Genomic DNA, 21,544 nt, shown 5'->3' with positions numbered 1-21,544 from the left:
CCACTGGTACACGAGCGCAGTCTGAGGTTTACTCGACTGCGCTCGTGCTGTTTATGGCAGCATATTGTTGCCTACTCTCGACATCTTGTTTCTGATTATTTCAGGGAGGCCATTGCATGGAATATCTGGCCGGCTGGCATGTCTGGGTCATCCTCGCATTGATACTGGCGGGACTTGAATTACTTGGTGCCCAATTCATCTTGTTGGCACTGGGTGTCAGTGCACTCGGCGGCGCAGTAGCGGCAGCATTGGGTGCCGATCTCAATCTGCAGCTCCTCAGTGCTGCCGCGACGGCACTGGTGCTTGTGCCAGTGTTCGTACGCAAGATTCACCCTAAGCTCTTGCCCAACAAGCGTTACGGCACGTTGGGTAGTGGGGCAGAAGCGGGACAGCTGGCGCAGGTCATCTCTGGTGTGTCAGGCAAGCCTGCCGTGCGTCTATCGGGCAATGAATTTCCGCTACGCTGGGAAGGAGAGGTAGCGCCGACGATCGGCGAGACGGTCAGAATCATAGGGATTGAAGGGATTACGGTGCGGGTCGAGCGTATCGTGCCTACGGCCTGAGACGACGTCCTTTCACGTGATCGATACCAATGAAGGTCGCGGTAGCGGCCCATTCAAGGGAGTGAAGCACCATGATCATCAGTCCGGGACTTGTCATAATTCTTATCATCGTTGCACTGGTCATCATCCTGTTAGCCAAGGGGTTGATGATAGTGCAGCAGTCGGAGGCCGTCGTGATCGAGCGCCTCGGCAGCTATAACCGTACGCTGGAATCCGGCATCAATCTGGTGGTGCCCTTCATCGACAAGCCACGCTCCATCACCATTCGTCGCTATCGCCAGGTCAAGGGTGACAACCTGCCACTCGTCGTCGAAGAGACGCGTATTGATCGCCGTGAAACCGTCATGGATTTCCCGGGCCAGAGTGTGGTGACCACGGATAACGTCACCGTCACTGTCAATGGCGCACTCTATTTCCAGATCGTTGACCCCAAACGCGCCGTCTATGAAGTCGAGAACTTCACCCAGGCCATCGAGGTGTTGGCCAAGACCAGTCTGCGTTCCGAAATTGGCCGCATGGAGCTGGACAAATTGTTTGAGAGCCGCAAGGAGGTCAACGACGCTTTGCAGGTAACGATGGATGAGGTCGGCGACAAGTGGGGCGTCAAGGTCACGCGAGTCGAGATCCAGGACATCAGCATGCCGTCAGAGGTGGAGGACGCCATGCGTTTGCAGATGGCCGCAGAGCGTAAGCGCCGTGCCACCGTCACCGAAGCCAATGGCCAGCGTGAGGCTGCGATTGCGACAGCGGAAGGGGAAAAGCGCTCATCAATATTACGTGCAGAAGGTGACAAGCAAGCGTCCGTCCTGCGTGCTGAAGGTGAGCGTCAGGCGATCTATCAGCTGCGTGATGCCATTGGTGCAGATGACCCACAGCTGGTGATTGGTTATATGCTGGGCCAGAAGTATCTGCAGATGCTGCCGGACATGGCGCGTGAAGGCGATCGCGTCTTCATCCCTTACGAGGCGTCAGCCCTACTGGGTGCGATGGGCAGCTTCCGTGAGCTTGCCAGTGAAGTTGGCGAGCCCACCAATGCCAGCAATGAAGGTCTGCGACGCGCTCGTCAGATGATGACGGGCGAAGCCGGTCTCGGCTGAGTCGCGTGTTGTACCTCGCATTATTTCTTAGTACGACATATCTGATCTGATGATGCGAATTGCAGGGAGGTAGCACGAAATCTCCTCGCCGTATTTTCTCAATCTTTACCGGAGCAAGACGATGACTGAACCGAACGCTGATCATGCCCGCTTCCTGCAGGCAGCCATTGAAGAGGCCGAGAAGGGCCATGCGGCAGGTGGTGTGCCGATCGGCTCTGTGCTGGTTCATGATGGCAAGATCATTGGGCGTGGCCACAACCAGCGTCAACAGAAAGGCAGTGCGGTACTGCATGGCGAGATGGATGCACTGGAGAATGCTGGCCGTCTGCCCGCTCGTGTCTATCGTGAATCTGTACTCTATACCACGCTATCCCCGTGCCCGATGTGCAGTGGCGCGATCCAGTTATATGGTATTCCGCATGTCGTGGTCGGTGAGAATCACACCTTCATGGGCGCGGAAGAGCATCTGCGCAGTTTAGGGGTCAATGTCGAGGTCATGGATAGCCCGCGCTGTCGTGAGCTGATGGAGACTTTTATTCGTGAGCAGCCAGAAGTATGGAACGAAGATATCGGAGAGTGATCAGAAATGGTGTTCGATAACATTTTCATGCTGTTAATTTGCCGTATTACTTGAAAAGCTGCCAATCGAGCACCATGTTTTTGTCATCCAAGCGTTTGATCACGCTTTCGCTTGCATGAATACTCGACCTTTGTTGCAATGCCTCTTGCAGGAAATAGGGGTTGGCGACTCCCCACCTATCATGGAGAAGACGATGAAACTCAAGCAATGGATGATTCCCGCTCTGGCCGCTGGCCTGTCTCTGGCCATCGCAGGCTGCGATAACGGCGATGCTGACAAGTCCGCTCAGAAAGCAGAAAGCTCCGCAGAGCAAGCTCAGCAGAGTGCTGAGAAGGCAACTGACGCTGCTGGCAAAGAAATGGATCAAGCCGCTGATAAAGCTTCTGAATCCATGGATGACGCATCTGACAAGGTCGATAACATGGCCGACGATGCTTCTGACAAGGCGGACAGCATGTCTGACGACGCTGCCACTTCTGCTGACAAGATGGGCGATGACGCTAGCGCCAAGAGCGAAAGCGCTGTCGAATCCACCAAGAATTCTGCGTCTGATACCTACGAATCTGCCAAGAAAGGCGTGAACGACGCTGCTGACGCAACTGCCGACGCCGCTAAAGATGCCTATACTTCCACCAAGGAAAAGGCTGCTGAAATGACCGATTCTGCTGAGCAGACAGGCGACTCCGCCGCTTCTGCCGCGAATGACAAGGTCGATGAAGCCCAGATGAAAGCCAACGAATCTGTTGATAGCGCCCAGTAAAGTTGTGTCCAGCAGGACACGGGTGTGATGAAGGCATCCATCTGATGTCTTCTTGAAGTATACAAACGCCGAGGCTAACTGCTTTGGCGTTTGTGCATCTGGCGTTGATCAATATTTCAGGTGCTTTGCCTGCATCTGCCTTGCAGACACAAAAAGCCCGCCTTTCGGCGGGCTTTTCTATTGCATGCTACTTGCCATCATCAGACAGCCGTTGAAGGCGGCCTGGATAAGCTGATCAGGAGATCAGGCTACCTTGATGTTTGCGGCCTGAAGGCCTTTCTTGCCCTGAGTGACGTCGAAGGTAACCTTCTGGCCGTCTTGCAGAGACTTGAAGCCTTCTGACTGAATTTCAGAGAAATGCGCGAACAGGTCGTCGCCGCCGTCGTCAGGAGAAATGAAGCCGAAACCTTTAGTGTCGTTAAACCACTTGACTGTGCCAGTTGCCATGATTCTTTCCTTGCTTACGTGATGATATTGGTGGTCTGCCCATCAGACCGGAGTGCGTTGGTGCGGCTAGGGGGAATTCCACCAGAGAGACGTGTTACGTCCTGCGACGACATCCTTTCCTGCTTGACCTACGCATGCAGCCAAAACTGCATATGTTCGCATCTTGACCGATTAGTCAGTTGTCGTATTGGCGACTTCTTCCTGCTCAAGTAGGATGCTCACACAGAGCCAACATAGATGGAAATGCCATGAAGGTCCAGAACGTAGATTACCGCTCGGCAGATGCCGCCGAAAAATTCGTCGAATCCCTGCGTACGACGGGCTTCGGTGTGATCAGGAATCACCCGATTTCCCATGAACTGGTTGAGAAGATCTACGCCGAATGGGCTGAATTCTTCGCCAGTGCAGACAAGCTTGAATGGCGCTTCGATCCGAAAACGCAGGACGGCTTGTTCCCGGCGAATGTCTCCGAGACGGCCAAGGGTCACACGGCACGTGATTTGAAGGAGTATTATCACATCTACCCGTGGGGAAAGATTCCGGACAGCTTGCGCGCCAATGCCATGGAATATTATCGTCAGGCAGAAGCGTTCGCTGCAGAACTCTTGAGCTGGGTAGAAGCTCACTCGCCGGCAGACGTCGCTGCGCTTTACCGTGAACCACTGTCCAACATGATCAAGGACAGCGGGCAGACACTGCTACGCGTGCTGCACTACCCACCGATGACCGGCAGCGAAGAGCCGGGTGCAGTACGTGCTGCCGCGCATGAAGACATCAATCTACTGACCGTACTGCCAGCTGCCAATGAGCCTGGTTTGCAGGTAATGGATGTCAATGGCGAGTGGATGGACGTGCCTTGCGATCCGGGTCAGTTAGTCATCAATGTGGGTGACATGCTGCAGGAAGCCAGTGATGGTTACTTCCCGTCGACGACTCACCGTGTCATCAACCCCACGGGGGAGGGCTCTAGCCAGTCGCGTCTATCGCTACCGCTTTTCCTGCACCCGCGTCCGGAAGTCGTGTTGTCCGAGAAGCACACGGCAGACTCCTACCTCAAAGAACGCCTGCGTGAATTGGGCGTCATATAATGTCTTGAGCCAAGTCTTGTCGTTCTCAACGCCATCCCCGCGGCTGCGTGGGTGGCGTTATCGTGTCTGGTGTCGTTATCAATACCCCGAAGCCTTGATTCACGGGACCCAAGACCGCATTTGATAATATTCGATTATTACCATGTGCCGCTGAGCGGCTAAGGCGTTACTCATGACAGATTCCCCCATGAATCAGGACACGCACTCCAAGACGATGGGCTACCTGCTATGGATCTTCGGTTTCCTCGGCGCGCATCGCTTTTACTACGGTAAACCTGTCACCGGCACGATTTGGTTGTTTACTTTCGGATTGCTGGGTATCGGCTGGCTGATCGACCTATTTCTGATCCCCGCTATGGATCGTGAAGCGGATTTTCGTTTCCAGGAAGGGCCCATCAATTATTCACTCAGCTGGATTCTGTTGACCTTCCTTGGGGTCTTCGGCATTCATCGCATGTACATGGGTAAATGGCTGACAGGGCTGGTCTATCTATGTACTGGTGGGTTATTCCTTATCGGTGTGCTGTATGACTTCTGGACACTGAATGATCAGGTATCACAGCGTAACGTGCAGTAAACGTCTATCAATGAGCGTTAAATACGATATCTCTTGGCCACTCAATAGTACCGAAGGAGTGTTCCGTCAGTTGTACGGCTATTCCCGTCACTCATGACCATCACAACAAGGAAATGAACATGATTTGGCTAAAAGCGTTTGCTGCTGCATTTCTGGCGACTCTGATCTTTCATCAAGGGTTGTTTGGCGTGTTCTATCTCACCGATTTGATCCCCAAGGCACCTTACAACATGACGCCGACCGGGCCATTGGGGATACCTTCGGTTATCTCGCTAGCCTTCTGGGGCGGCCTATGGGGCGTGCCGTTGTGGGCATTGGTACGTCGTCGTGTGGGGGTGAGTCACTGGTTGATTAGCCTGTTGTTCGGTGCCATCGGCCCGACCGCAGTTGCCATGCTTATTGTCTTTCCGCTGAAAGGAATCGCAGTCGCACCGGCGATGGTAGTGGGTGGACTTTTACTCAACGGCGCCTGGGGTGTGGGGACTAGTTTATTGATGCGTGTGTTCGGTGAGACGCCTGCCAAAGCATCCAGCGCGTCATCGTGAGTCTGGATATTCCCTGGGGAATGCTAGCATTGGCCTGGGGCGCGGGGCTGTGCATTCCGTTAGGAGGTGTTATCGCTCAGTTGGAGCGCAGCCACGAGAGCCACGTCAAACACAGCTGGCTTGCCGGTATCACTGCACTGGGGGGCGGCATTCTATTGGCGGCGGTATCGTTGGTATTGGTGCCGCATGCCATGCAAGCGCTGTCAGTATGGCCGCTGCTGGGGTTATTCCTGTTGGGCGCGATCGGCTTCATGCAAGTCGATCGCTGGTTGGCCCGTGGTAGTGGTGCCAAGGGCCAACTGCTGGCGATGTTGATGGATTTCATTCCTGAGGCCATTGCGCTCGGGGCCTTGGCATCAGCATCACCTGCCGCTGCCATGCTGATGGCGCTATTTATCGCTGCCCAGAATCTACCGGAAGGCTTCAATGCCTATCGGGAGCTGGAAGGTGCAGGGCTCAGTGCACGTCAGGGGCTCGGTGCCTTTCTGTTGCTCTCTTTGCTGGGGCCGTTGGCCGCTTTATCCGGCCATCTCTGGTTGGCGGACGCCCCGGGCGTATTGGGTGGACTGATGGCATTTGCTGCCGGTGGCATCCTGTATCTGATTTTCCAGGACATTGCGCCTCAGGTGCGAGTTGTCCATCACTGGTCCCCGCCGCTGGGGGCCACAGTAGGCTTTATGGTTGGCATGCTGGGCGACCGCCTAGTGGGCTGATAGCACGTCAGGTCTGGCGGACTCAGTACCAATCGAGTATCGCGCCCCTCCGTTAAACCATTCTCCCGAGACGGATATCTCATGAGTGAGCATGCCAAAGACAGTGGTCTTACCGGACTGCTGGAAGAGTTGGATCGAGAGATAGTGGGAGATATCTCGTTGGGCAGCATTCTGGAACACTTCAATTCACGCGGCTTTGGGCCCTTGGTGGTACTGCCAGCCTTGCTGGTGTTGTTGCCCACAGGTGTCATTCCTGGCGTACCGACGACCTGTGCGTTGTTTATCGTATTGATTGCCGGTCAGCTGCTGTTGGGGCGACGTACACCGTGGTTACCCAAGCGCTTGGCGGATTTCAGCTTCGATCACACACGCCTGACACATGGGGTACAGCGCGTTCGCCCCTGGACCCTACGAATAGATCGCCTGCTCAAGCCGCGGTTGAGATTCATGACACAGGGCTTTGCCTATCGTGCCATTGCCATATTGGCCATCGCGCTGGCACTGACCATGGTACCGCTTGAATTAGTGCCATTCGCGGCGGCGCTACCGGCTGTCACGCTATTGCTACTTGGGTTGGGGCTGATTGGGGAGGATGGCCTGGTTATCTTGCTAGCGTTGTTGGTGATGCTGGCAGATGCAGCCGCTGGGGTTTGGCTAGTCGGTTGAACCTGGCGTTGGAGCATCAATGATCATGAAGCGTACTCTGTGGGTGTGAGTGCCCCTCAGGCAAACAGATTAACGAGTGTTACGTGCTGGCGGCCTTGCAGTCGGTGATGTTGCAGATGACTTTTCAGGCTGTCTTCGCTCGCCTAGACTGGTCGTCTGTCCGTACCGTGGGGGTGCGAGGTGGATCTGTCTGAAGGACATTGTTCATGTTTGATTTCATCCAGTTTGATACCGCCTTCTGGTCATTTGTCGTGGCTATTACTCTGCTGACCGTGACCCCCGGCGTCGATATGCTGTTGGTGATACGCAATACCTCGCGTGGCGGGCTGCGCGATGGTGTGCTGACCAGCCTGGCCATCTGTGCGGGGCTTTTTGTGCATGCACTAGTGTCTTCGGCAGGCATCTCGTTGATCTTGCTTCAATCGGCGTGGGCCTTCTCCGCGCTCAAGCTCATCGGTGCTGCCTATTTGATCTGGCTGGGCATGAAGAGTTTGCTGAGTGCGCGACGCGCACGTGGGCTTGAGGTCGAGGCCGGTGTCGTCCGCCAGTACGTGTCACTCTGGCAGCCGCTGCGGGAGGGGTTCCTTTCCAATGTGCTCAATCCCAAGACCGTGGTGTTTTACATGGCCTTTCTGCCGCAATTCATCGCGCCGACAGATCCCGCAGTCCTCAAGTCCTTATGGCTGGCTGGCATTCACTTCGTGATTGCCAATATCTGGCAGATTGGCATAACGCTGATGGTCGGCGGTGCTGGGCGCTGGTTGGCGAAACCGCGCGTGTCGCGCTGGATGGAAGGCATCACCGGTTCGGTGATGGTACTGCTCGGAGCGCGTCTCGCGCTCAGCCGCTAGGCCGTGTGGGCGATAGCGATCATTGCGACGGAGAGCAGGGATGACAACATGTATCCCTCATGACACATGGATCCTGTGACACTGACCCTGGCGGCCTTTCTCAAGGTTGTCACCCACCTTGAGCCGCGCGACATCGTGGATGTCTATGATTCGCGTGTGCAGCAGCTACGGGTGCTCTATTACGGTTACAACATCGATTTTCGCCACCAGTTATGGCGTATTGATGGTGCTTCCGTATGTGAGAGTATCGGTAGAAGTGGTAGTCCTGGTGAGCAGCGCAAATGCTCGCGTATGGCTAGTCGGTTGTTTGTCGAAACATGCCATGCATTACAGCAGCGCGGTCGTGCAGCGCATATTGAGACGCGTACCATGTACTGCAAGGCAGCCGCCACCTACAAGCCGCTACGCGACCCTTACGCAGGCATGACGGCCGCGCAGCGTGAGGCGCGCAAGTCGCTCGAGGCTGCCCAACAACGTGCCGAGCATGCCTGTAATCGTTATGTACTCGATGCATTGTCGTCGAGTTCGCTTGAAGTGCTGCGCTTGCGACAGCGTTACTGCAATGAGAGCAATCGCTTGTCATCACGGCTGAATAAGCCATAAGGCGCAGGGTGATTGCCAATAGCGATTGGCAAGGCGCGAGCGACAACCGCGAATATTCGTCATGTTGTCATAACACAGAGACCGGCCCCTCAAGGCTGGCACAGGCAGGGAATGCAATCGGATGAGTCTTTCACATGCCTTACGTCGCCAATTGGGCGGGTTTATCGCCTTGATACTGGCGGTAGCAGGGATCGCTGCCTGGCTATTTGCTGTTGATGAAGGACGCTGGGTCGGGCGTGCAACCACACGGCCAGAAACACTGAATCTGGAGACGGTCGAGCAGGGCAATCTGCCGGTCAATCAGTTTGTCTCGCTGCGCAATCACTGGGCTGTCTATCGTGAGCATGTCGCGACCTTCCGACTGGACGCCGTGAGTGGCGAAGGGCAGCGCATCGAGACGCTGTATTATCCGGTCATTTCTGACATGAATCCCTATCTGTTGGAGTTGGCGGGGCTGTCACGCGCCTTTGGGGGGATCGATAATATTCCCGCTGACGAGTGGCCGCGTATCGAGAGGATGGGGGTGTTGATACGCACGGACTCGGTGCAGAGTCTTGAAAATGTGCCGCCGCTGATCGAATTCCCGGATGGCCTGTTCGGGACGGTGCTGCATGCTGAGACTGACCTGCCGAGGGATGAGCGTGAGCTGTTATCGGAGCGTTGGCCTGAGATTGATTTGTCGCGCGTCGTTATCGTCAATGCGGGGCACCGTCCAGGTAATGTCTGGTCGATGCTTGCTTACGGCGGGCTAGGCTTGATTAGCTGGGGGCTGGCTATCTTGCTGGCGTGGCGGTTACTACGCTCACCGCGCTCTTCGCAGAGTGCCGGCGCACAAGGCGGGCCGAGGGCGCTGCAGACTCAGCACAGTGATGGACTATCAGCCAGAAGTCCGTTGGAGACTGGCGTATCATCCCCCAAGGGGCAGAAGACTCCACGGGAGAGTGATGAGCGCCCGCTTAGCTACGCTGAAGCATTGGGACGTTATGCGCCTCAGAATAATGTGCCTTCTTCTCCGCGGCTTGCTGACAGTCAGCCAGCCAAGGGTGCTACGCCGCTCTCGGGGATTCGCGCACAACGTGACGACTGATTCCTGATGTGGGTCATGCTAGGTCCGGATAGGAGTGCTTGATATCAGTGCTTTGTCAGCCAAACACAAAAACGCCAGCCCTGAGAGGCTGGCGTTTTTGTGTTGCAAGCAATGGCTTTTGACGTCAGTGAATCAGCGGCGGTCGACCATTGCGGTGGTATAGCGTTGGCTGACTTCACGCTCACTGACGACCTTGACGCCTTCGCTTGAGCCTTTTGCCAGGCTTTCGAAGATAACGCGGTAGGCCAGTACTGCCTTGACGTATTCGCGTGTTTCCTTGAACGGGATACGTTCGACGAAGCGATCGTACTCGTCCGGCGTATTGGCCAGCCAGCGATCAACACGGCCCGGGCCTGCATTGTAGGCAGCGGCAGCGGCAAGACGATTGCCGGAATAGCGGTCCATCATCTCACGAATGTAGGTGCTGCCGAGGCGGATGTTGGTATCTGGATCATTCAGTGCAGAATTGCTCGGCACTGACAGGCCCAGATCACGACTTACCTTGGCTGCGGTGCCCGGCATCAGCTGCATCAGACCACGTGCGCCGACAGGGGAGGTTGCCGTCGGATTGAAGGCGCTTTCGCGACGCGCCAGCGCCATCAGCATCCACGGATCGACACCTGCATTGGCACCATAGCGCTGGAAGTCCTGCTGCCAGGCGGGCGGGAAGCGCCAGGACAGCCCGTCCCATAGCTTGCCGCGAATGGTCGCAAATACACTCAGGTCGTACCACTGCTGCTTGAGCGCGTAGGCGGCTAGTCGGCGTGCCCCTGCGTCATCGGCCTGGGCTGCAGCATTGAACCACTCTGAACGAGCCAGCCCGATCTCGTCGATGTTCATCAGCGCCTTCACGCGTTTCACCGCCGGAAGCTCACCGATATTGGCCATCTCTGCATCGGAGAAGACCTGGTCATCACGGTTCAGCGCATACGCCTTGCCAATACGATCAGCGGCAAGGAATCCGAAGAAATTGCGCTCACCTGCTGCACGGGCCCAGGCAGCTTGCGCCTCTTGCTGATTACCAAGGCTGGCGTCAGCGCGGCCCAGCCAGTACTGATAGCGTGCCTCGGAATTGAAGCGATCCGGCATCTTAAGCACCCACTTGCGAACGTCCGTCCAGTTACCTTCACGGACGGCATTGCGCATGCGTAGGTCAAACAGCTCTTCGTCGTCCAATATTGCTAGACGTTGATCTACCCAGCCCTGGTTATTGGGGACGTTACGCACCAGCGAATAGAAGGCCAGGTCACGTTCGACATCATGGCGCTGTTCATCGCTCATCGGCATGTGTGGGTTTATCTTGCGCCATGCTTCCAGCGCAGCTTCGGTATCGGCGCGAATGAAGCCATGCATCGCGGCGACGCTCAGGCTGGCAAAGGCATGGCCGCCGTGGCCGAGATTGGTCGGAATGCGCGTGATGGCAGAGAAGTTGCCTTCAAGTTGTGCGCGAGCAGAGATCGCCTGCTGCCAGCTGCTTGGCAATTGGCGCTCTAGATAGCTGACCATGCTGCCCTGGCCAGCTGCCCACGCCAGCATGGCGCGCTCCCAGATAGCCTGATCATCAATCACACCACGCGAGCGCAGCGCCGAAAACAGGGGATCACAGGCTGAATCCTGAGAGCCCGAGACGTGCCACAGTTTCAGCCCGCCTTTGGAAGCGGTTGCCAGATCATTGGAGAGCTGGGCCGTGTAGTAGTAACACTGACGGCTGGCACCTGCAGGTTCACCATCACTGACCTCCCGTAGCGCATCATAGCGTCCGGAACTGCCGTAGGCTGAAATGGCCTGGCCGCGCATCCACTCTGCCAGCGGTGAATCGGCGTGACGCTCGATGAAGGACAGCACTTCAGAGGCTGTCGCATTGGGCAAGCGTGCCTTGAGCTGGTGATACTCGATATAGCCTTCCAGTACGTGACCATTGACGGCGGTCTGCTGGATCTCATTGAAGCGCTTGGCCCGCGCATCATTGAAGGCATCGCGGAAGCTCTGGTCGCTGGGAGTGGCTGCCTGCAGTGGCAGACTCAACCCCAGCAGAAGGCCAAGGCCGGTCAAGCGACGCAGTGTCGCGAGGCGGCCTAGTGCGCGTATGCCGCGGCCGGTATGGGAAGAAAGCATGCCTGGTGTCACCTGTAGACTCCTGCGACTGTCGGTAAGGGGGCGAAATGCTATTGCGACCTTGTGGTAGCGGCTCAGTGCCCCGATTCTCGGTATCTGGGGTTGCCGATCCAGAACCCGTTGATATGCATCGTGGCAGCCGATGGCGCTGAATAACAGTACCATCTGATACTGGCCGCAAAATGCCGTGAAAAGTAAATGCTGTGGAAAGTACGAGGAGTCTTCCGTATGGGCAAGGCGTTATGGTTGACGCGACTGTTTGGACGTCGTCGTATTCTGGGCAAGGCGAGCGCGGCACTGCGTACGTTAGGGCCGCTGATTCGTGATGTCGTCTCCGGTCGTTATCGTCCAGTGCCGTGGAAGGCGCTGGGACTGGCGGCGGGGGCGTTTATTTATCTGATATCACCGCTGGATTTGATTCCCGATGTCTTGGTCGGCCTTGGGTTGCTGGATGACTTGGTGATCGTGACCTGGTTGCTCGGCAAGCTGGATGATGCGCTGGAAGATTATCGCTGTTGGCGGGGTGAAACACCGCCACAGGTCTGACCATCCAGTCGCTATACCGTACTGCCTGGCGCTATCCATTGGCCGCATGGCCGTCAGCAATGACTTTGCTTTATGTTCGGCTTGGTATATATCAAACGTAAGTTTGAAATGTCATGTGTCAGGTGCTTGCACCGACTTGCCTGCTCTTCATGAACTCCAAGGAGCTTACGATGCTTATCTATGCCTGTCTGGTGTTTGCCGCTCTGATGCTGGTGTTCACCAAGGTGCCAGTCGCTTGGGCACAGCACCGTGCCGGAGGTTATGACAATCATGATCCGCGGGCTCAGCAGCGCATGCTTGAGGGCTTCGGTGCACGAGCGTTGGCGGCACACCACAATAGCATCGAGGCGTTCCCGATCTTTGCCGTTGGTGTGCTGGTCAGCATTATCGTCGCCCCTGGCGCCCCGCTTGCTACTACGCTTGCGGTGATCTTCGTGCTGGCGCGTTTGGGTTACTGGGCCTGCTATCTGGCCAATATTGCGCTGCTGCGTTCCTTGCTGTGGGGTGTCGGCCTCATCGTGTCTATCTTGCTGATGGCAATGCCGTTATGGATGTGAGTACTACGCCACTGGCAGAGGCCGCAGATACGCACCAGAGCTTACTGACGCTGGCGGTCAATCTGCGCGACGTGCCATGTGCGGGTGGTGAGCTGGAGGATGTGGCCTGGCAGCATGCGCTGTCACGTTTCGTCGATTTCATTCCGCATACTCAACGGCTGGGAGTCACGGTAGAGACAGTAAAGGCTCCCGCGGTACGCATGCAGCTACCGTGGCAACCCGCGTTGATCGGCGATCCTCACCGCCGGCTGGTACATGGTGGTGTGTTGACGATGTTTGCCGACACCCTGTGTGGTAGTGCAGTGCTCACTGGATTACCGATGCCAGAAGTCTGCCCGACACTGGACCTGCGCCTTGATCACTATCGCCCCGGTATAGAAGGGCTGCCGCTATATGGTGAGGCGCGAGTGCTGCGGGTGACCGAATCGATGGTGTTTACCGAGGCGCAGATCTGGCAGCAGCCAGGCCGACTCCTGTGCCGCGCCATTGGTAACTTCGTGCGACTGGGTGAACGTAATACTCCCTCTGGCTTTGCCGAGGCGCTACTGGCGGCTGCCAAGATGACTGCTGCCTCCTCCTCAGCGGTTTCGACTGGCGCAGCAGCGCATATCCCATTGGGCGAGACAACATCGACTGCCTCTGATGTTGAGCAGAACGCCCGCGGGTTGCTGAGTGCGCGTCGCTTTGTCGAAGAACAGCGAACGCATGCTCAGCTGGCGGCGTTACTGGCAAGCTTGCCATATGCAAAGGCGATCGGGCTTGGGTTGTGTGCTCTTGAAGAGGCGCCCACCGCCGATGCTGAGTTACCGCCAGAGCATGCGGTGCGCTACGAGATGGCAGCAATGCCGGACAATGTCGGCAATCCATTGTTGCCCGCCGTGCATGGTGGCGTACTGGCAGCAGCGATGGAGACAGCCGCCACGCTAGAAGTACTCAGGCGTTACAGCCATGCCGGGCAAGAGGCGCGGCTGCCCAAGCTGATCGATTTCTCCATTGACTACCTGGCGACGGCGCGTGGTGACAGTGCGACATGCATCGAGTGTGAGGTGATTCGGGCAGGGCGTCGCATGGTCAACGTGCGCGTCAGCGCTTGGCAGCGATCGCTGGGAAGGCTGGTAGCCAGTGCTCGCATGCACTTTGTACTGGAGTCGTTGGAGGGCTGATGTGTTGTGAGAGGCAGCATTTATGATCCGGCCGCTGATCAAGCAGCCTGTATCGACTCGACACCCCTTGGCTGCGACAGCGCCACGGGGTGTTTTTCATTTGTCCTTAGCCACCGCTAGTGCCTTGAAATCGCTCACCCTTGCCCCATATCAGGTTCACGAGTGCTCTGGTATGACCTGTCGCCGATAAAGGTGGGCGACCATGAGCCGATTTTTCCTGCTACAGCTGCCACGTTGGTGGCTGCGGGTATCCACATCAGGCATCTACCACGAGGGGTCCCTTGCAATGACGACCGCAACGCATACTGAAACGCACGGCTTCCAGACCGAAGTGAAGCAGCTGCTTCACCTCATGATTCATTCCCTGTACTCCAATCGCGAAATCTTCCTGCGCGAGCTGGTCTCCAATGCTGCCGATGCCTGTGACAAGCTGCGCTATCAGGCGCTGGACAACGATGCCCTTTACGGCAACGACAGCGAGCTGCGCATCGAGATCGAGCACGATACCGACGCGAAGACCATTACGTTGCGTGATAACGGCATTGGCATGAGCCGCGACGATGTGGTTGCCAATCTGGGCACCATCGCACGCTCCGGCACTGCCGAGTTCATGAAGAGCATGTCCGGTGATCAACAGAAGGACTCGCGCCTGATCGGTCAGTTTGGGGTCGGTTTCTATTCTGGTTTCATCGTCGCGGATGAGATCATCGTGCGTACCCGTCGTGCTGATCTTGAAACTGACCAGGGCGTCGAATGGACCTCGCGTGGTGAAGGTGAATTCAGCGTGGCTGATATCGAGCGTGCTGAGCGTGGTACTGAGATCGTGCTGCACCTCAAGGATGATGCTGTCGAGTTCGCTGACGACCACCGTCTGCGCAGCTTGATCACCAAGTACTCTGACCACATCGAGCTACCGGTGCGCATGCCGCGTGTCGAGAAAGACGATGAAGGTAATGAGCAGGTCCATTGGGAAACGGCCAACTCCGCGACGGCGCTGTGGGTGCGCTCCAAGTCCGAGGTCAGCGATGAAGAGTACAAGAACTTCTACAAGCATGTGTCTCACGACTTCTCTGATCCGCTGAGCTGGAGCCACAACAAGGTCGAGGGCAAGCTTGAGTACACCAGCCTGCTGTTCGTACCGGGTCGTGCGCCATTTGATCTTTACCAGCGCGAAGCTGCACGTGGCCTCAAGCTTTACGTGCAGCGCGTCTTCATCATGGATGACGCTGAACAGTTCCTGCCGTTGTACCTGCGCTTCATCAAGGGCGTGTTGGACACCAATGATCTGTCATTGAACGTATCGCGTGAACTGCTGCAGCAAGACCCGCAGGTCGACAAGCTCAAGTCAGCGCTGACCAAGCGCGGTCTGGACATGCTCAAGAAGCTGGCCAAGGACCCGGAGCAGTACCAGACCTTCTGGAACCAGTTCGGCTCCGTGATCAAGGAAGGCCCGGCAGAAGATTTCGCCAATCGCGAGAAGATTGCCGAGCTGCTGCGCTTCTCCAGTACTCATACTGATAGCACCACGCAGGACCAGTCACTGGCCCAGTACGTCGAGCGCATGAAGGAAGGCCAGAGCAAGATCTACTATCTGGTCGCCGATAGCTTCAATGCTGCCAAGTCCAGCCCGCACCTCGAGATCTTCCGCAAGAAAGGCCTCGAAGTCCTGCTGCTGACCGATCGCATCGACGAGTGGCTGATGAGCCACCTGACCGAATTCGATGGCAAATCCTTCGCGGATGTCGCCAAGGGTGATCTCGATCTCGGCGATGTCGAGAACGAAGAAGAGAAGAAAGCACAGGAAGAGACCGCCAAGTCCAAGGAAGAATTGGTCAAGCGCGTCAAGGAAGCACTGGCCGAAAGCGTTCAGGAAGTGCGCATCACGCATCGTCTGACTGACTCCCCGGCCTGCGTTGTGCTACCAGAGCACGAGATGGGTTATCAGATGCGCAAGATGATGGAAGCCGCGGGCCAGCCGCTGCCGGAAGTGAAGCCGATTCTTGAGCTGAATCCGGAGCACGCGCTATTTGGTCGTCTGGAAGGTGGAGAGGGTGATTACTTCGCTGACTTGGCCCACGTACTGCTGGACCAGGCCATCATCGCCGAAGGTGGCGCATTGGAAGATCCGGCTGCCTATGTGCGTCGCCTGAATGGCATGCTCAGTGCGTGACATTGCAATGAGATAATCATTGCTGAAAGTGCCATCATCTTGATGGTAAAACGCCCTCGCAGCTTCGGCTGTGGGGGCGTTTTGTTATCAAGTGCTGTGATCCCCTGTTCTCCAGTCGACGCTTGGCGACAGCGTCTGACATATCTTTCCGCGTTTCATGAGCAAAACAGCCTTTTCCATAGCGTATTTTTGAGGTTTCATACAGCACTCGGAGCTACGCTGACAAGCGCCTCTTTCCGAACTCTGTCTCTTTTTGGGCATTGCTTCATGCCCTCATTCTGACTGCGAGCGCAGCGTATGATGCACCTCCATTTCTTGCCACATCCGCCGGTGCAGTGGGCCGCGGGGCAGCGTTTGATGTTGAGTCTATGGGGACGTGCGCTGTTGCGGGCAAGCGTGCGTGGCTGGCAAGGGCTGCTGACGATGCTGGGCATTGTGCTTATGATCGCGTTAAGCATGGGCTCTGCAGCACAGGCGGCGCGGCTGGATGATGAGTTGGTCGCCAAGGACAGTACGCAGCAGATGCCAGACCTGCGCGTATTTCCCGCGGGCACCAAGCGCAAGGTGGCATTTTTCGAGCTGATGATTCCTTTGATCGTTGCCGAAAATCAACGCTTGGCGGAGCAACGTGATTGGCTGCTGGCGATGCGCAAGCGTGCTGGTGATGGCGGGCGGGACTATAGCGAGCGCGAGCAGGAGCGCCTCAATGGGCTGTGTGATCAGGCCAACCTGCCGTGTGACGTGACGCGTGAGGACATCGGCGTCAGCTGGAATCGCTTGCTGTTGCGTATTGATACTCTGCCGCTGGACATGGTGCTGGTGCAGGCAATCGAGGAATCTGGCTGGGGAACCTCGGGGCATGCTCGCAATGCCAACAATCTGTTTGGCATGCGCTGTTTCAGCCATGGCTGTGGTATCGGAGCAGCAGGCCGCGAATACCGTCGCTTCGAGAATCTTGAAACGGGAATGGCCGCCTACTTCAGCAACCTCAACTCTCAGCGCAGCTATGCCAAGCTGCGTGAGCTGCGTGGCCGTCTGCGCAACGCAGGACAACCGGTGCGGTCAGAAGATCTGATTCCGACACTGTCGGCGTATTCGACGCGCGGCAATGCCTATTTCGTGACGCTTTATGACCTATTGCGTTGGAATCGCGGCCTGATGCGCACCGTGCGCGAGCGACTCGCTGCCAACGGCGCCTTGTCGTAATGCGCTCATCTCGCTTATTCCTGTTCTATCCCTGTCTCATTTGGCTCACGCTGCCCGCCAAGCGGTATTTTGCAGTTGACGGGCCTTGCCCCCCGGTCTGACAGGGGGGATCATGCCGCCATGCATCTGAGCAACGATCAGCGGCGAATTCTCGCCCATCCCTTTCCCTCGCGCATGCGCGATCGCACGCCGGCCACCAGTGCCGAGCAGAGCGATTGTGTCGTGGTGCGTGCCTGTGCCGGTAGCGGCAAAACCGTGTTGATGGTGGAGCTGGCGCGTACCTATGCCGATGAAACTCTCATCTATACCTCTCTTAACCCTGCTGTCGCAGGACGCACCGCGAGCCAGCTACCCGACAATGTCCGCTGTCAGTCGCTGCACCAGCTGGCGCGTCAGGCGTTGAGCGAAGAGTACGGCGATAAGCTCAAGCGACAGCAGGACATCACGCGGCGTCTGTCGCCGCAAAGCCTTGGCTGGCTCGGTAGCTTTTCCAGTCAGTCGAGAAGCTTGATGGCGCAGGGGTTGAATACCTTCTTCGCGGCAAGTGAAGCTGTGCCGATGCCCGAGCATCTGCCCGAGCACGTCGCCGAACAGCTATCGCCAGCGGAGTTGCGTCAGATAGTGGAAAGCATGCGCCTTGTCTGGGATTGCCTGCTGGATCCGGCGGATCATCAGCAAGGTTTGTCCTTCAATGCCCTGCTCAAGCTGTGGTCGCAGCATGGCCAACCGTTGGATGCTGATCTGGTGATGCTGGATGAAGCACAGGACGCCACGCCAGCGCTGCTGGCGATGTTGCGGCGCCAACGCTGCGATCTGCTGCTGATCGGTGACCCGCACCAGAGCCTTGCGCGCCAGGCCGAAGGGCTGAGTTCGTTGGATTCTCCGCTACTGGCAGACGCGACGGTTTACTCACTGCCTGGTGCCTGGCGCTTTGGTCCATCGCTGGCGGCATTGGGCACACGTTTGGCCGCTTGCTCACCGACAGCGCGCGAGCAGGGCATGAGTGGACTGGGGCCAGCGACACGGCTAGCACTGCCCGCCGTGCGCGACAGCTTGCTGCGCAACGGCACTCGCCACAGCGTGATCAGTGCCGGGCCGGTGGCTGCGTTGGGTGAGGCACTGTCACTGCATCAGCGCGGTATCGCGGTGGCGTGGCTGGATGGCATCGAGGGCTATCCGCTGGCGGGCCTGCTGGACCACTGGCGACTGTGGCGATGCCATCAATGTGTGGAACAGGGCGACATGGCGAGCCAGCGCGAGCTGTGGCGATTGCTACCGCCGTCCTTGACGCGCCTGGGTCAGACCCCCACTCAGGTATTGGGCGCACTGGCGCGCCTTGATGATCACCAGGCGCGGGGCCTGCACGAACTGGCATCCTGGTATGCGCAAGCGCCGCTGGATAGCTGGATAGGCGAGCTACGCAAACAGGATGGTGACTTGCAGGCAGCCATCGTCAGTGGGCAGCCGGTTTCCATGCCTCTCGTCATGCTCGGCACTGTATTTCGCGCCAAGGGGTTGGAATTTGATTGTGTGGTGCTGGCCCATGATCTGGCATTGCCGGGTAGCCGTCAGCAATTGCCGAATCAGGTGCTGGTCACTAATTTGAGCTACACCGCTGCCACGCGCGCGCGTCAATTATTGGTGCTCAACGAGACGTTGAGCCTCTGGTGGCAGGCCCAGCCCGAGAGTGAGCACTTCCCCCTGCTAGGCGAGTTGCCGGCAGTGGTTGCCACGGCTGACACCCCGGACTCGCCGCAAAGAGCCCATGCCCCCCACCCTTGGTGGGGCAAGGCACGACTGGCTGAGTTGGCGCTGACTCCGCGCAAGCGGCTGCTGTTACGCCGTGCTCAACATGCGCATGACACCTCCGCGCAAGCGCATCAGCAATTGCCGCAAGGCGTGAGTGCCGAGCGCGCCTCCGCAGATAGTGGCAACCAGACATTGCAGCGCCAGGCGCGCTCCGACAGTACTGCCCGCAAGCTTTATGAAATGGCCAGCCAGCTGCCGCCAGGCCGGCCGCCGGGTGGGCTGAGAGGTCTGCTGACGCCTGATGATGAGACTACTGAAGGCGATGCTGCCAGACAGCCTTCTAACGCATCTCCCCACTATTCCCCCAGCGGATCGATGCCGAGCATTGATCCGACGGAGCCTTTTGATGAGTGATTTACCGAGCGCCGCCATTCCGCAGAGATTCTCGGCACTGCGTTTCAACAACCGCCATGCGCGTCTGCCGGAGCATTTCTTTGCCCGGGTGGCACCTCAGTCACGCCTGGCAACGCGTCTAGCCGATGTGAACCCTGACTGCGCCCGTCTGCTCGGCCTGACGGAGCTGGTAGAAGAAGACTCGCCAGAGAGCCTTTCAGCACGTGAGCAGCTGCGTCAGGTGATGGCGGGTGAGCAGTTGCTGGCCGGGATGGATGCATTGGCCCAGAAGTACACCGGGCATCAGTTTGGTCAGTACAACCCGCAGCTAGGTGATGGCCGTGGTCTGTTGCTGGGTGAACTGGTAGTGACTCGCGCGGGCACTGATACACCGCAAGAGGTCACCTTTGATCTACATCTCAAGGGCGCGGGACGCACCCCGTATTCACGCTTTGGCGATGGCCAAGCAGTGGTGCGCTCGAGCGTGCGTGAATATCTCGCGAGTGAATACATGGCGGCGCTGGGTATTCCTACCAGTCGCGCGCTGGCATTGGCGGTCAATGGTGAGCGCGTTCAGCGCGAAACGGTTGAGCCTGGTGCCACCCTGATGCGGGTTGCCGAAAGCCATTTGCGCTTTGGACACTTCGAGTGGCTGGCACACTCGGGCCGCTACGACGATCTCAAGGTGCTGATTGATCATGCACTGCGTGAGCACTTTCCTGAATGTCTGGCTGAGGCTGTGCACTCAGACGCCCCCTTGAATGATGAAGTGCGGGTGACTGCTGCACTAGGCATGTTCAAGATAGTGATCGCTCGCACCGCGCGATTGATTGCAGCCTGGCAGAGCTATGGTTTTGTGCATGCAGTGATGAATACCGACAACATGTCGCTGCTGGGTATGACCTTTGATTACGGCCCCTACGCCTTCCTTGATGGTTATGAAGCCAACCTGATTCCCAACCATACCGATCAGGCCGGGCGCTACGGCTTTGCGCAGCAGCCGGGAATCGGTCTGTGGAATCTAGAGCGCCTGGGCGTGGCATTCTCGCCGTTGATCGACGTCGACGCACTCTCTGAGGCGCTAGGCCAGTATGAAGGCGAGCTACAGCGTGAGTACGCGCGACTGATGCGCATGCGCCTCGGTCTGCCGGATACGCGCGAAGAAGATATGACGCTGGTGCAGCAGTGGCGTGATCTGCTGACCGAAGGGCGCGTTGACCATACCCATGCCTACCGCCTGCTCAGTCATTGGCAGGTCACTCAATCCGCGCCAGAGGCACTGGTGCTTCTGTTGGCGGGCGTGCGCGGGCCACATGGTAATGCTGCGGAGGCACGTGACAAGGCTGAGGCTTGGCTTGCACGCTATCAGGAGCGCGTCATGGCAGCCGAGCTGTCAGCGCAGGATGAGCGGCAGAGACGACTGGCCATGCTTGGCTGCAATCCGCTCTATGTGCCCCGCACGCATCTGTTGCTGGACGTGATCGCGCGGGTCGAGCAGGGCGACGACAGTACGCTCAAGGCTTTCCGTGAACGTCTGGCGATGCCTTTCTTCCGCCCTGAGGAGGGCAGTGTCGAGGCTGCACTGGCGTTTGGACTGGCTCACGGCGTAGAAGCGGAACTTGTTGATGAGTGGACATGCCCGCCCGCATTGGATGCAGCCCCTATTTGCATGAGCTGCTCCTCTTAACCTCCGTTTTTCTAAGACTTTATCTCTCGTCACAAGAGCGCCGCTATCAAAGGGCGCTCTTTTTCATGGCGTTGCATGAATCAGCCATAAGCCAGAGATTATGTGATGCATAACAGAAAGCTGAGCTACGCTTGGCAAAGCGCAATACATAAAGTCATTGGAAATCATGCTGTTGGCGCGTCGGCTATCAATTAGCAGGCATAAGGTCACTGTTATACATGACATAACAATAGCTTTATGATTGATTTTATTGGTTTTTTTATGCCATAGCGCTTGACCCCGATACGTCGACAAGAAAAGACTGATAGTGGACACCTTTTCACGCTGCATGTCTGATGAGTTCTGTGCAGCAGACAATAAAGCGGCTGATACCTCTGCGCG

Annotated in this window: 21 protein-coding genes; 19 read left to right on the top strand and 2 right to left on the bottom strand. The window is 57.3% G+C overall.

Annotation, left to right across the window (positions count from 1 at the left end; all coding sequences use genetic code 11):
* The first annotated feature begins 116 nt into the window (after positions 1-116).
* From CFN46_RS01420 to CFN46_RS01405, 4 genes are all read left to right on the top strand, one after another.
* Positions 117-563, top strand: coding sequence for an NfeD family protein (locus tag CFN46_RS01420; RefSeq protein WP_088742511.1), 447 nt, complete (start codon positions 117-119; stop codon positions 561-563).
* A 71-nt stretch (positions 564-634) separates the two neighbouring features.
* Entirely contained in the window at positions 635-1,660 is a 1,026-nt protein-coding gene (locus tag CFN46_RS01415; protein ID WP_024950531.1) for an SPFH domain-containing protein, read from the top strand.
* A 121-nt stretch (positions 1,661-1,781) separates the two neighbouring features.
* Positions 1,782-2,240: a nucleoside deaminase gene (locus CFN46_RS01410; RefSeq protein ID WP_024950532.1), complete on the top strand. Its 459-nt coding sequence runs from the start codon at positions 1,782-1,784 to the stop codon at positions 2,238-2,240.
* Between the two features lie 193 nt (positions 2,241-2,433).
* Positions 2,434-3,000, top strand: a complete 567-nt coding sequence (locus CFN46_RS01405; RefSeq protein ID WP_088742510.1) for a hypothetical protein — start codon at positions 2,434-2,436, stop codon at positions 2,998-3,000.
* Positions 3,001-3,243: 243 nt separating this feature from the next.
* On the opposite strand, the gene CFN46_RS01400 is transcribed toward CFN46_RS01405, so the two are convergent.
* Positions 3,244-3,447: a cold-shock protein gene (locus CFN46_RS01400; RefSeq protein ID WP_024950534.1), complete on the bottom strand. Its 204-nt coding sequence runs from the start codon at positions 3,445-3,447 to the stop codon at positions 3,244-3,246.
* A 248-nt stretch (positions 3,448-3,695) separates the two neighbouring features.
* On the opposite strand from CFN46_RS01400, the gene CFN46_RS01395 reads away from it, so the two are divergent.
* The 8 genes from CFN46_RS01395 to CFN46_RS01360 all read left to right on the top strand — a co-directional run bounded on the left by CFN46_RS01395 (position 3,696) and on the right by CFN46_RS01360 (position 9,577).
* Positions 3,696-4,535, top strand: a complete 840-nt coding sequence (locus tag CFN46_RS01395; RefSeq protein WP_024950535.1) for an isopenicillin N synthase family oxygenase — start codon at positions 3,696-3,698, stop codon at positions 4,533-4,535.
* A gap of 172 nt (positions 4,536-4,707) precedes the next feature.
* Positions 4,708-5,112 (top strand): NINE protein, encoded by a 405-nt coding sequence (locus tag CFN46_RS01390; RefSeq protein WP_088742509.1) that lies wholly within the window; start codon positions 4,708-4,710, stop codon positions 5,110-5,112.
* A gap of 119 nt (positions 5,113-5,231) precedes the next feature.
* Complete coding sequence (locus CFN46_RS01385) at positions 5,232-5,657, top strand: hypothetical protein (protein ID WP_024950537.1); 426 nt, start codon at positions 5,232-5,234, stop codon at positions 5,655-5,657.
* Positions 5,654-6,370 carry a ZIP family metal transporter gene (locus CFN46_RS01380; RefSeq protein WP_246116405.1) on the top strand — a complete coding sequence of 239 codons (717 nt, stop codon included), beginning with the start codon at positions 5,654-5,656 and terminating at the stop codon, positions 6,368-6,370. The genes CFN46_RS01385 and CFN46_RS01380 overlap by 4 nt, the downstream gene beginning before the upstream one ends.
* A gap of 81 nt (positions 6,371-6,451) precedes the next feature.
* On the top strand, positions 6,452-7,036 hold the full coding sequence (locus tag CFN46_RS01375) for an exopolysaccharide biosynthesis protein (RefSeq protein ID WP_088742508.1): 585 nt from the start codon (positions 6,452-6,454) through the stop codon (positions 7,034-7,036).
* Between the two features lie 206 nt (positions 7,037-7,242).
* Entirely contained in the window at positions 7,243-7,887 is a 645-nt protein-coding gene (locus tag CFN46_RS01370; protein ID WP_088742507.1) for a LysE family translocator, read from the top strand.
* 66 nt (positions 7,888-7,953) lie between these two features.
* Positions 7,954-8,490, top strand: a complete 537-nt coding sequence (locus tag CFN46_RS01365; protein ID WP_024950541.1) for a hypothetical protein — start codon at positions 7,954-7,956, stop codon at positions 8,488-8,490.
* A gap of 121 nt (positions 8,491-8,611) precedes the next feature.
* On the top strand, positions 8,612-9,577 hold the full coding sequence (locus CFN46_RS01360; protein ID WP_088742506.1) for a hypothetical protein: 966 nt from the start codon (positions 8,612-8,614) through the stop codon (positions 9,575-9,577).
* A 132-nt stretch (positions 9,578-9,709) separates the two neighbouring features.
* Here CFN46_RS01360 and CFN46_RS01355 read toward each other — a convergent pair whose 3' ends face one another.
* On the bottom strand, positions 9,710-11,692 hold the full coding sequence (locus CFN46_RS01355) for a transglycosylase SLT domain-containing protein (protein ID WP_084487895.1): 1,983 nt from the start codon (positions 11,690-11,692) through the stop codon (positions 9,710-9,712).
* A 198-nt stretch (positions 11,693-11,890) separates the two neighbouring features.
* Here CFN46_RS01355 and CFN46_RS01350 point away from each other — a divergent pair, with 198 nt between their 5' ends.
* The 7 genes from CFN46_RS01350 (at position 11,891) to CFN46_RS01315 (ending at position 21,163) form a co-directional block, all read left to right on the top strand.
* Positions 11,891-12,238, top strand: coding sequence for a YkvA family protein (locus tag CFN46_RS01350; protein ID WP_246116404.1), 348 nt, complete (start codon positions 11,891-11,893; stop codon positions 12,236-12,238).
* A 170-nt stretch (positions 12,239-12,408) separates the two neighbouring features.
* The gene (locus tag CFN46_RS01345; RefSeq protein WP_024950545.1) at positions 12,409-12,795 is read left to right on the top strand and encodes an MAPEG family protein; all 387 of its coding nucleotides are present in this window, start codon (positions 12,409-12,411) and stop codon (positions 12,793-12,795) included.
* The gene (locus tag CFN46_RS17690) at positions 12,786-13,958 is read left to right on the top strand and encodes a PaaI family thioesterase (RefSeq protein WP_254918372.1); all 1,173 of its coding nucleotides are present in this window, start codon (positions 12,786-12,788) and stop codon (positions 13,956-13,958) included. The genes CFN46_RS01345 and CFN46_RS17690 overlap by 10 nt, the downstream gene beginning before the upstream one ends.
* 286 nt (positions 13,959-14,244) lie before the next feature.
* A complete protein-coding gene (gene htpG / locus CFN46_RS01330; protein ID WP_024950546.1) occupies positions 14,245-16,128 on the top strand; it encodes a molecular chaperone HtpG in 1,884 nt (627 codons plus the stop codon).
* 297 nt (positions 16,129-16,425) lie between these two features.
* Positions 16,426-17,334 (top strand): glucosaminidase domain-containing protein, encoded by a 909-nt coding sequence (locus tag CFN46_RS01325; protein ID WP_088742505.1) that lies wholly within the window; start codon positions 16,426-16,428, stop codon positions 17,332-17,334.
* Between the two features lie 120 nt (positions 17,335-17,454).
* Entirely contained in the window at positions 17,455-19,497 is a 2,043-nt protein-coding gene (locus CFN46_RS01320; RefSeq protein WP_088742504.1) for an ATP-dependent helicase, read from the top strand.
* Positions 19,490-21,163, top strand: a complete 1,674-nt coding sequence (locus CFN46_RS01315) for a YdiU family protein (protein WP_176426392.1) — start codon at positions 19,490-19,492, stop codon at positions 21,161-21,163. Before CFN46_RS01320 ends, CFN46_RS01315 begins: the two co-directional genes overlap by 8 nt.
* Positions 21,164-21,544 lie beyond the last annotated feature (381 nt).

The sequence above is a fragment of the Cobetia sp. QF-1 genome, assembly GCF_002213105.1.
In the GTDB taxonomy this organism is placed as follows: domain Bacteria; phylum Pseudomonadota; class Gammaproteobacteria; order Pseudomonadales; family Halomonadaceae; genus Cobetia; species Cobetia crustatorum.
The sequence above is the reverse complement of the archived record's forward strand: the minus strand, read 5'-3'. Positions and strand labels throughout refer to the sequence as shown.

What these genes read in the sequence shown, in the direction of transcription:
- CFN46_RS01410 (WP_024950532.1), top strand. Translation starts at nt 1,782, where the DNA reads ATGACTGAACCGAACGCTGATCATGCCCGCTTCCTGCAGGCAGCCATT.
- CFN46_RS01360 (WP_088742506.1), top strand. Translation starts at nt 8,612, where the DNA reads ATGAGTCTTTCACATGCCTTACGTCGCCAATTGGGCGGGTTTATCGCC.
- CFN46_RS01390 (WP_088742509.1), top strand. Translation starts at nt 4,708, where the DNA reads ATGACAGATTCCCCCATGAATCAGGACACGCACTCCAAGACGATGGGC.
- CFN46_RS01400 (WP_024950534.1), bottom strand. Translation starts at nt 3,447, where the DNA reads ATGGCAACTGGCACAGTCAAGTGGTTTAACGACACTAAAGGTTTCGGC.
- CFN46_RS01420 (WP_088742511.1), top strand. Translation starts at nt 117, where the DNA reads ATGGAATATCTGGCCGGCTGGCATGTCTGGGTCATCCTCGCATTGATA.
- CFN46_RS01325 (WP_088742505.1), top strand. Translation starts at nt 16,426, where the DNA reads ATGATGCACCTCCATTTCTTGCCACATCCGCCGGTGCAGTGGGCCGCG.
- CFN46_RS01320 (WP_088742504.1), top strand. Translation starts at nt 17,455, where the DNA reads ATGCATCTGAGCAACGATCAGCGGCGAATTCTCGCCCATCCCTTTCCC.
- CFN46_RS01365 (WP_024950541.1), top strand. Translation starts at nt 7,954, where the DNA reads ATGGATCCTGTGACACTGACCCTGGCGGCCTTTCTCAAGGTTGTCACC.
- CFN46_RS01345 (WP_024950545.1), top strand. Translation starts at nt 12,409, where the DNA reads ATGCTTATCTATGCCTGTCTGGTGTTTGCCGCTCTGATGCTGGTGTTC.
- CFN46_RS01395 (WP_024950535.1), top strand. Translation starts at nt 3,696, where the DNA reads ATGAAGGTCCAGAACGTAGATTACCGCTCGGCAGATGCCGCCGAAAAA.
- CFN46_RS01355 (WP_084487895.1), bottom strand. Translation starts at nt 11,692, where the DNA reads ATGCTTTCTTCCCATACCGGCCGCGGCATACGCGCACTAGGCCGCCTC.
- CFN46_RS01375 (WP_088742508.1), top strand. Translation starts at nt 6,452, where the DNA reads ATGAGTGAGCATGCCAAAGACAGTGGTCTTACCGGACTGCTGGAAGAG.
- CFN46_RS17690 (WP_254918372.1), top strand. Translation starts at nt 12,786, where the DNA reads ATGGATGTGAGTACTACGCCACTGGCAGAGGCCGCAGATACGCACCAG.
- CFN46_RS01405 (WP_088742510.1), top strand. Translation starts at nt 2,434, where the DNA reads ATGAAACTCAAGCAATGGATGATTCCCGCTCTGGCCGCTGGCCTGTCT.
- CFN46_RS01350 (WP_246116404.1), top strand. Translation starts at nt 11,891, where the DNA reads ATGCTGTGGAAAGTACGAGGAGTCTTCCGTATGGGCAAGGCGTTATGG.
- CFN46_RS01385 (WP_024950537.1), top strand. Translation starts at nt 5,232, where the DNA reads ATGATTTGGCTAAAAGCGTTTGCTGCTGCATTTCTGGCGACTCTGATC.
- CFN46_RS01415 (WP_024950531.1), top strand. Translation starts at nt 635, where the DNA reads ATGATCATCAGTCCGGGACTTGTCATAATTCTTATCATCGTTGCACTG.
- CFN46_RS01315 (WP_176426392.1), top strand. Translation starts at nt 19,490, where the DNA reads ATGAGTGATTTACCGAGCGCCGCCATTCCGCAGAGATTCTCGGCACTG.
- CFN46_RS01370 (WP_088742507.1), top strand. Translation starts at nt 7,243, where the DNA reads ATGTTTGATTTCATCCAGTTTGATACCGCCTTCTGGTCATTTGTCGTG.
- htpG (WP_024950546.1), top strand. Translation starts at nt 14,245, where the DNA reads ATGACGACCGCAACGCATACTGAAACGCACGGCTTCCAGACCGAAGTG.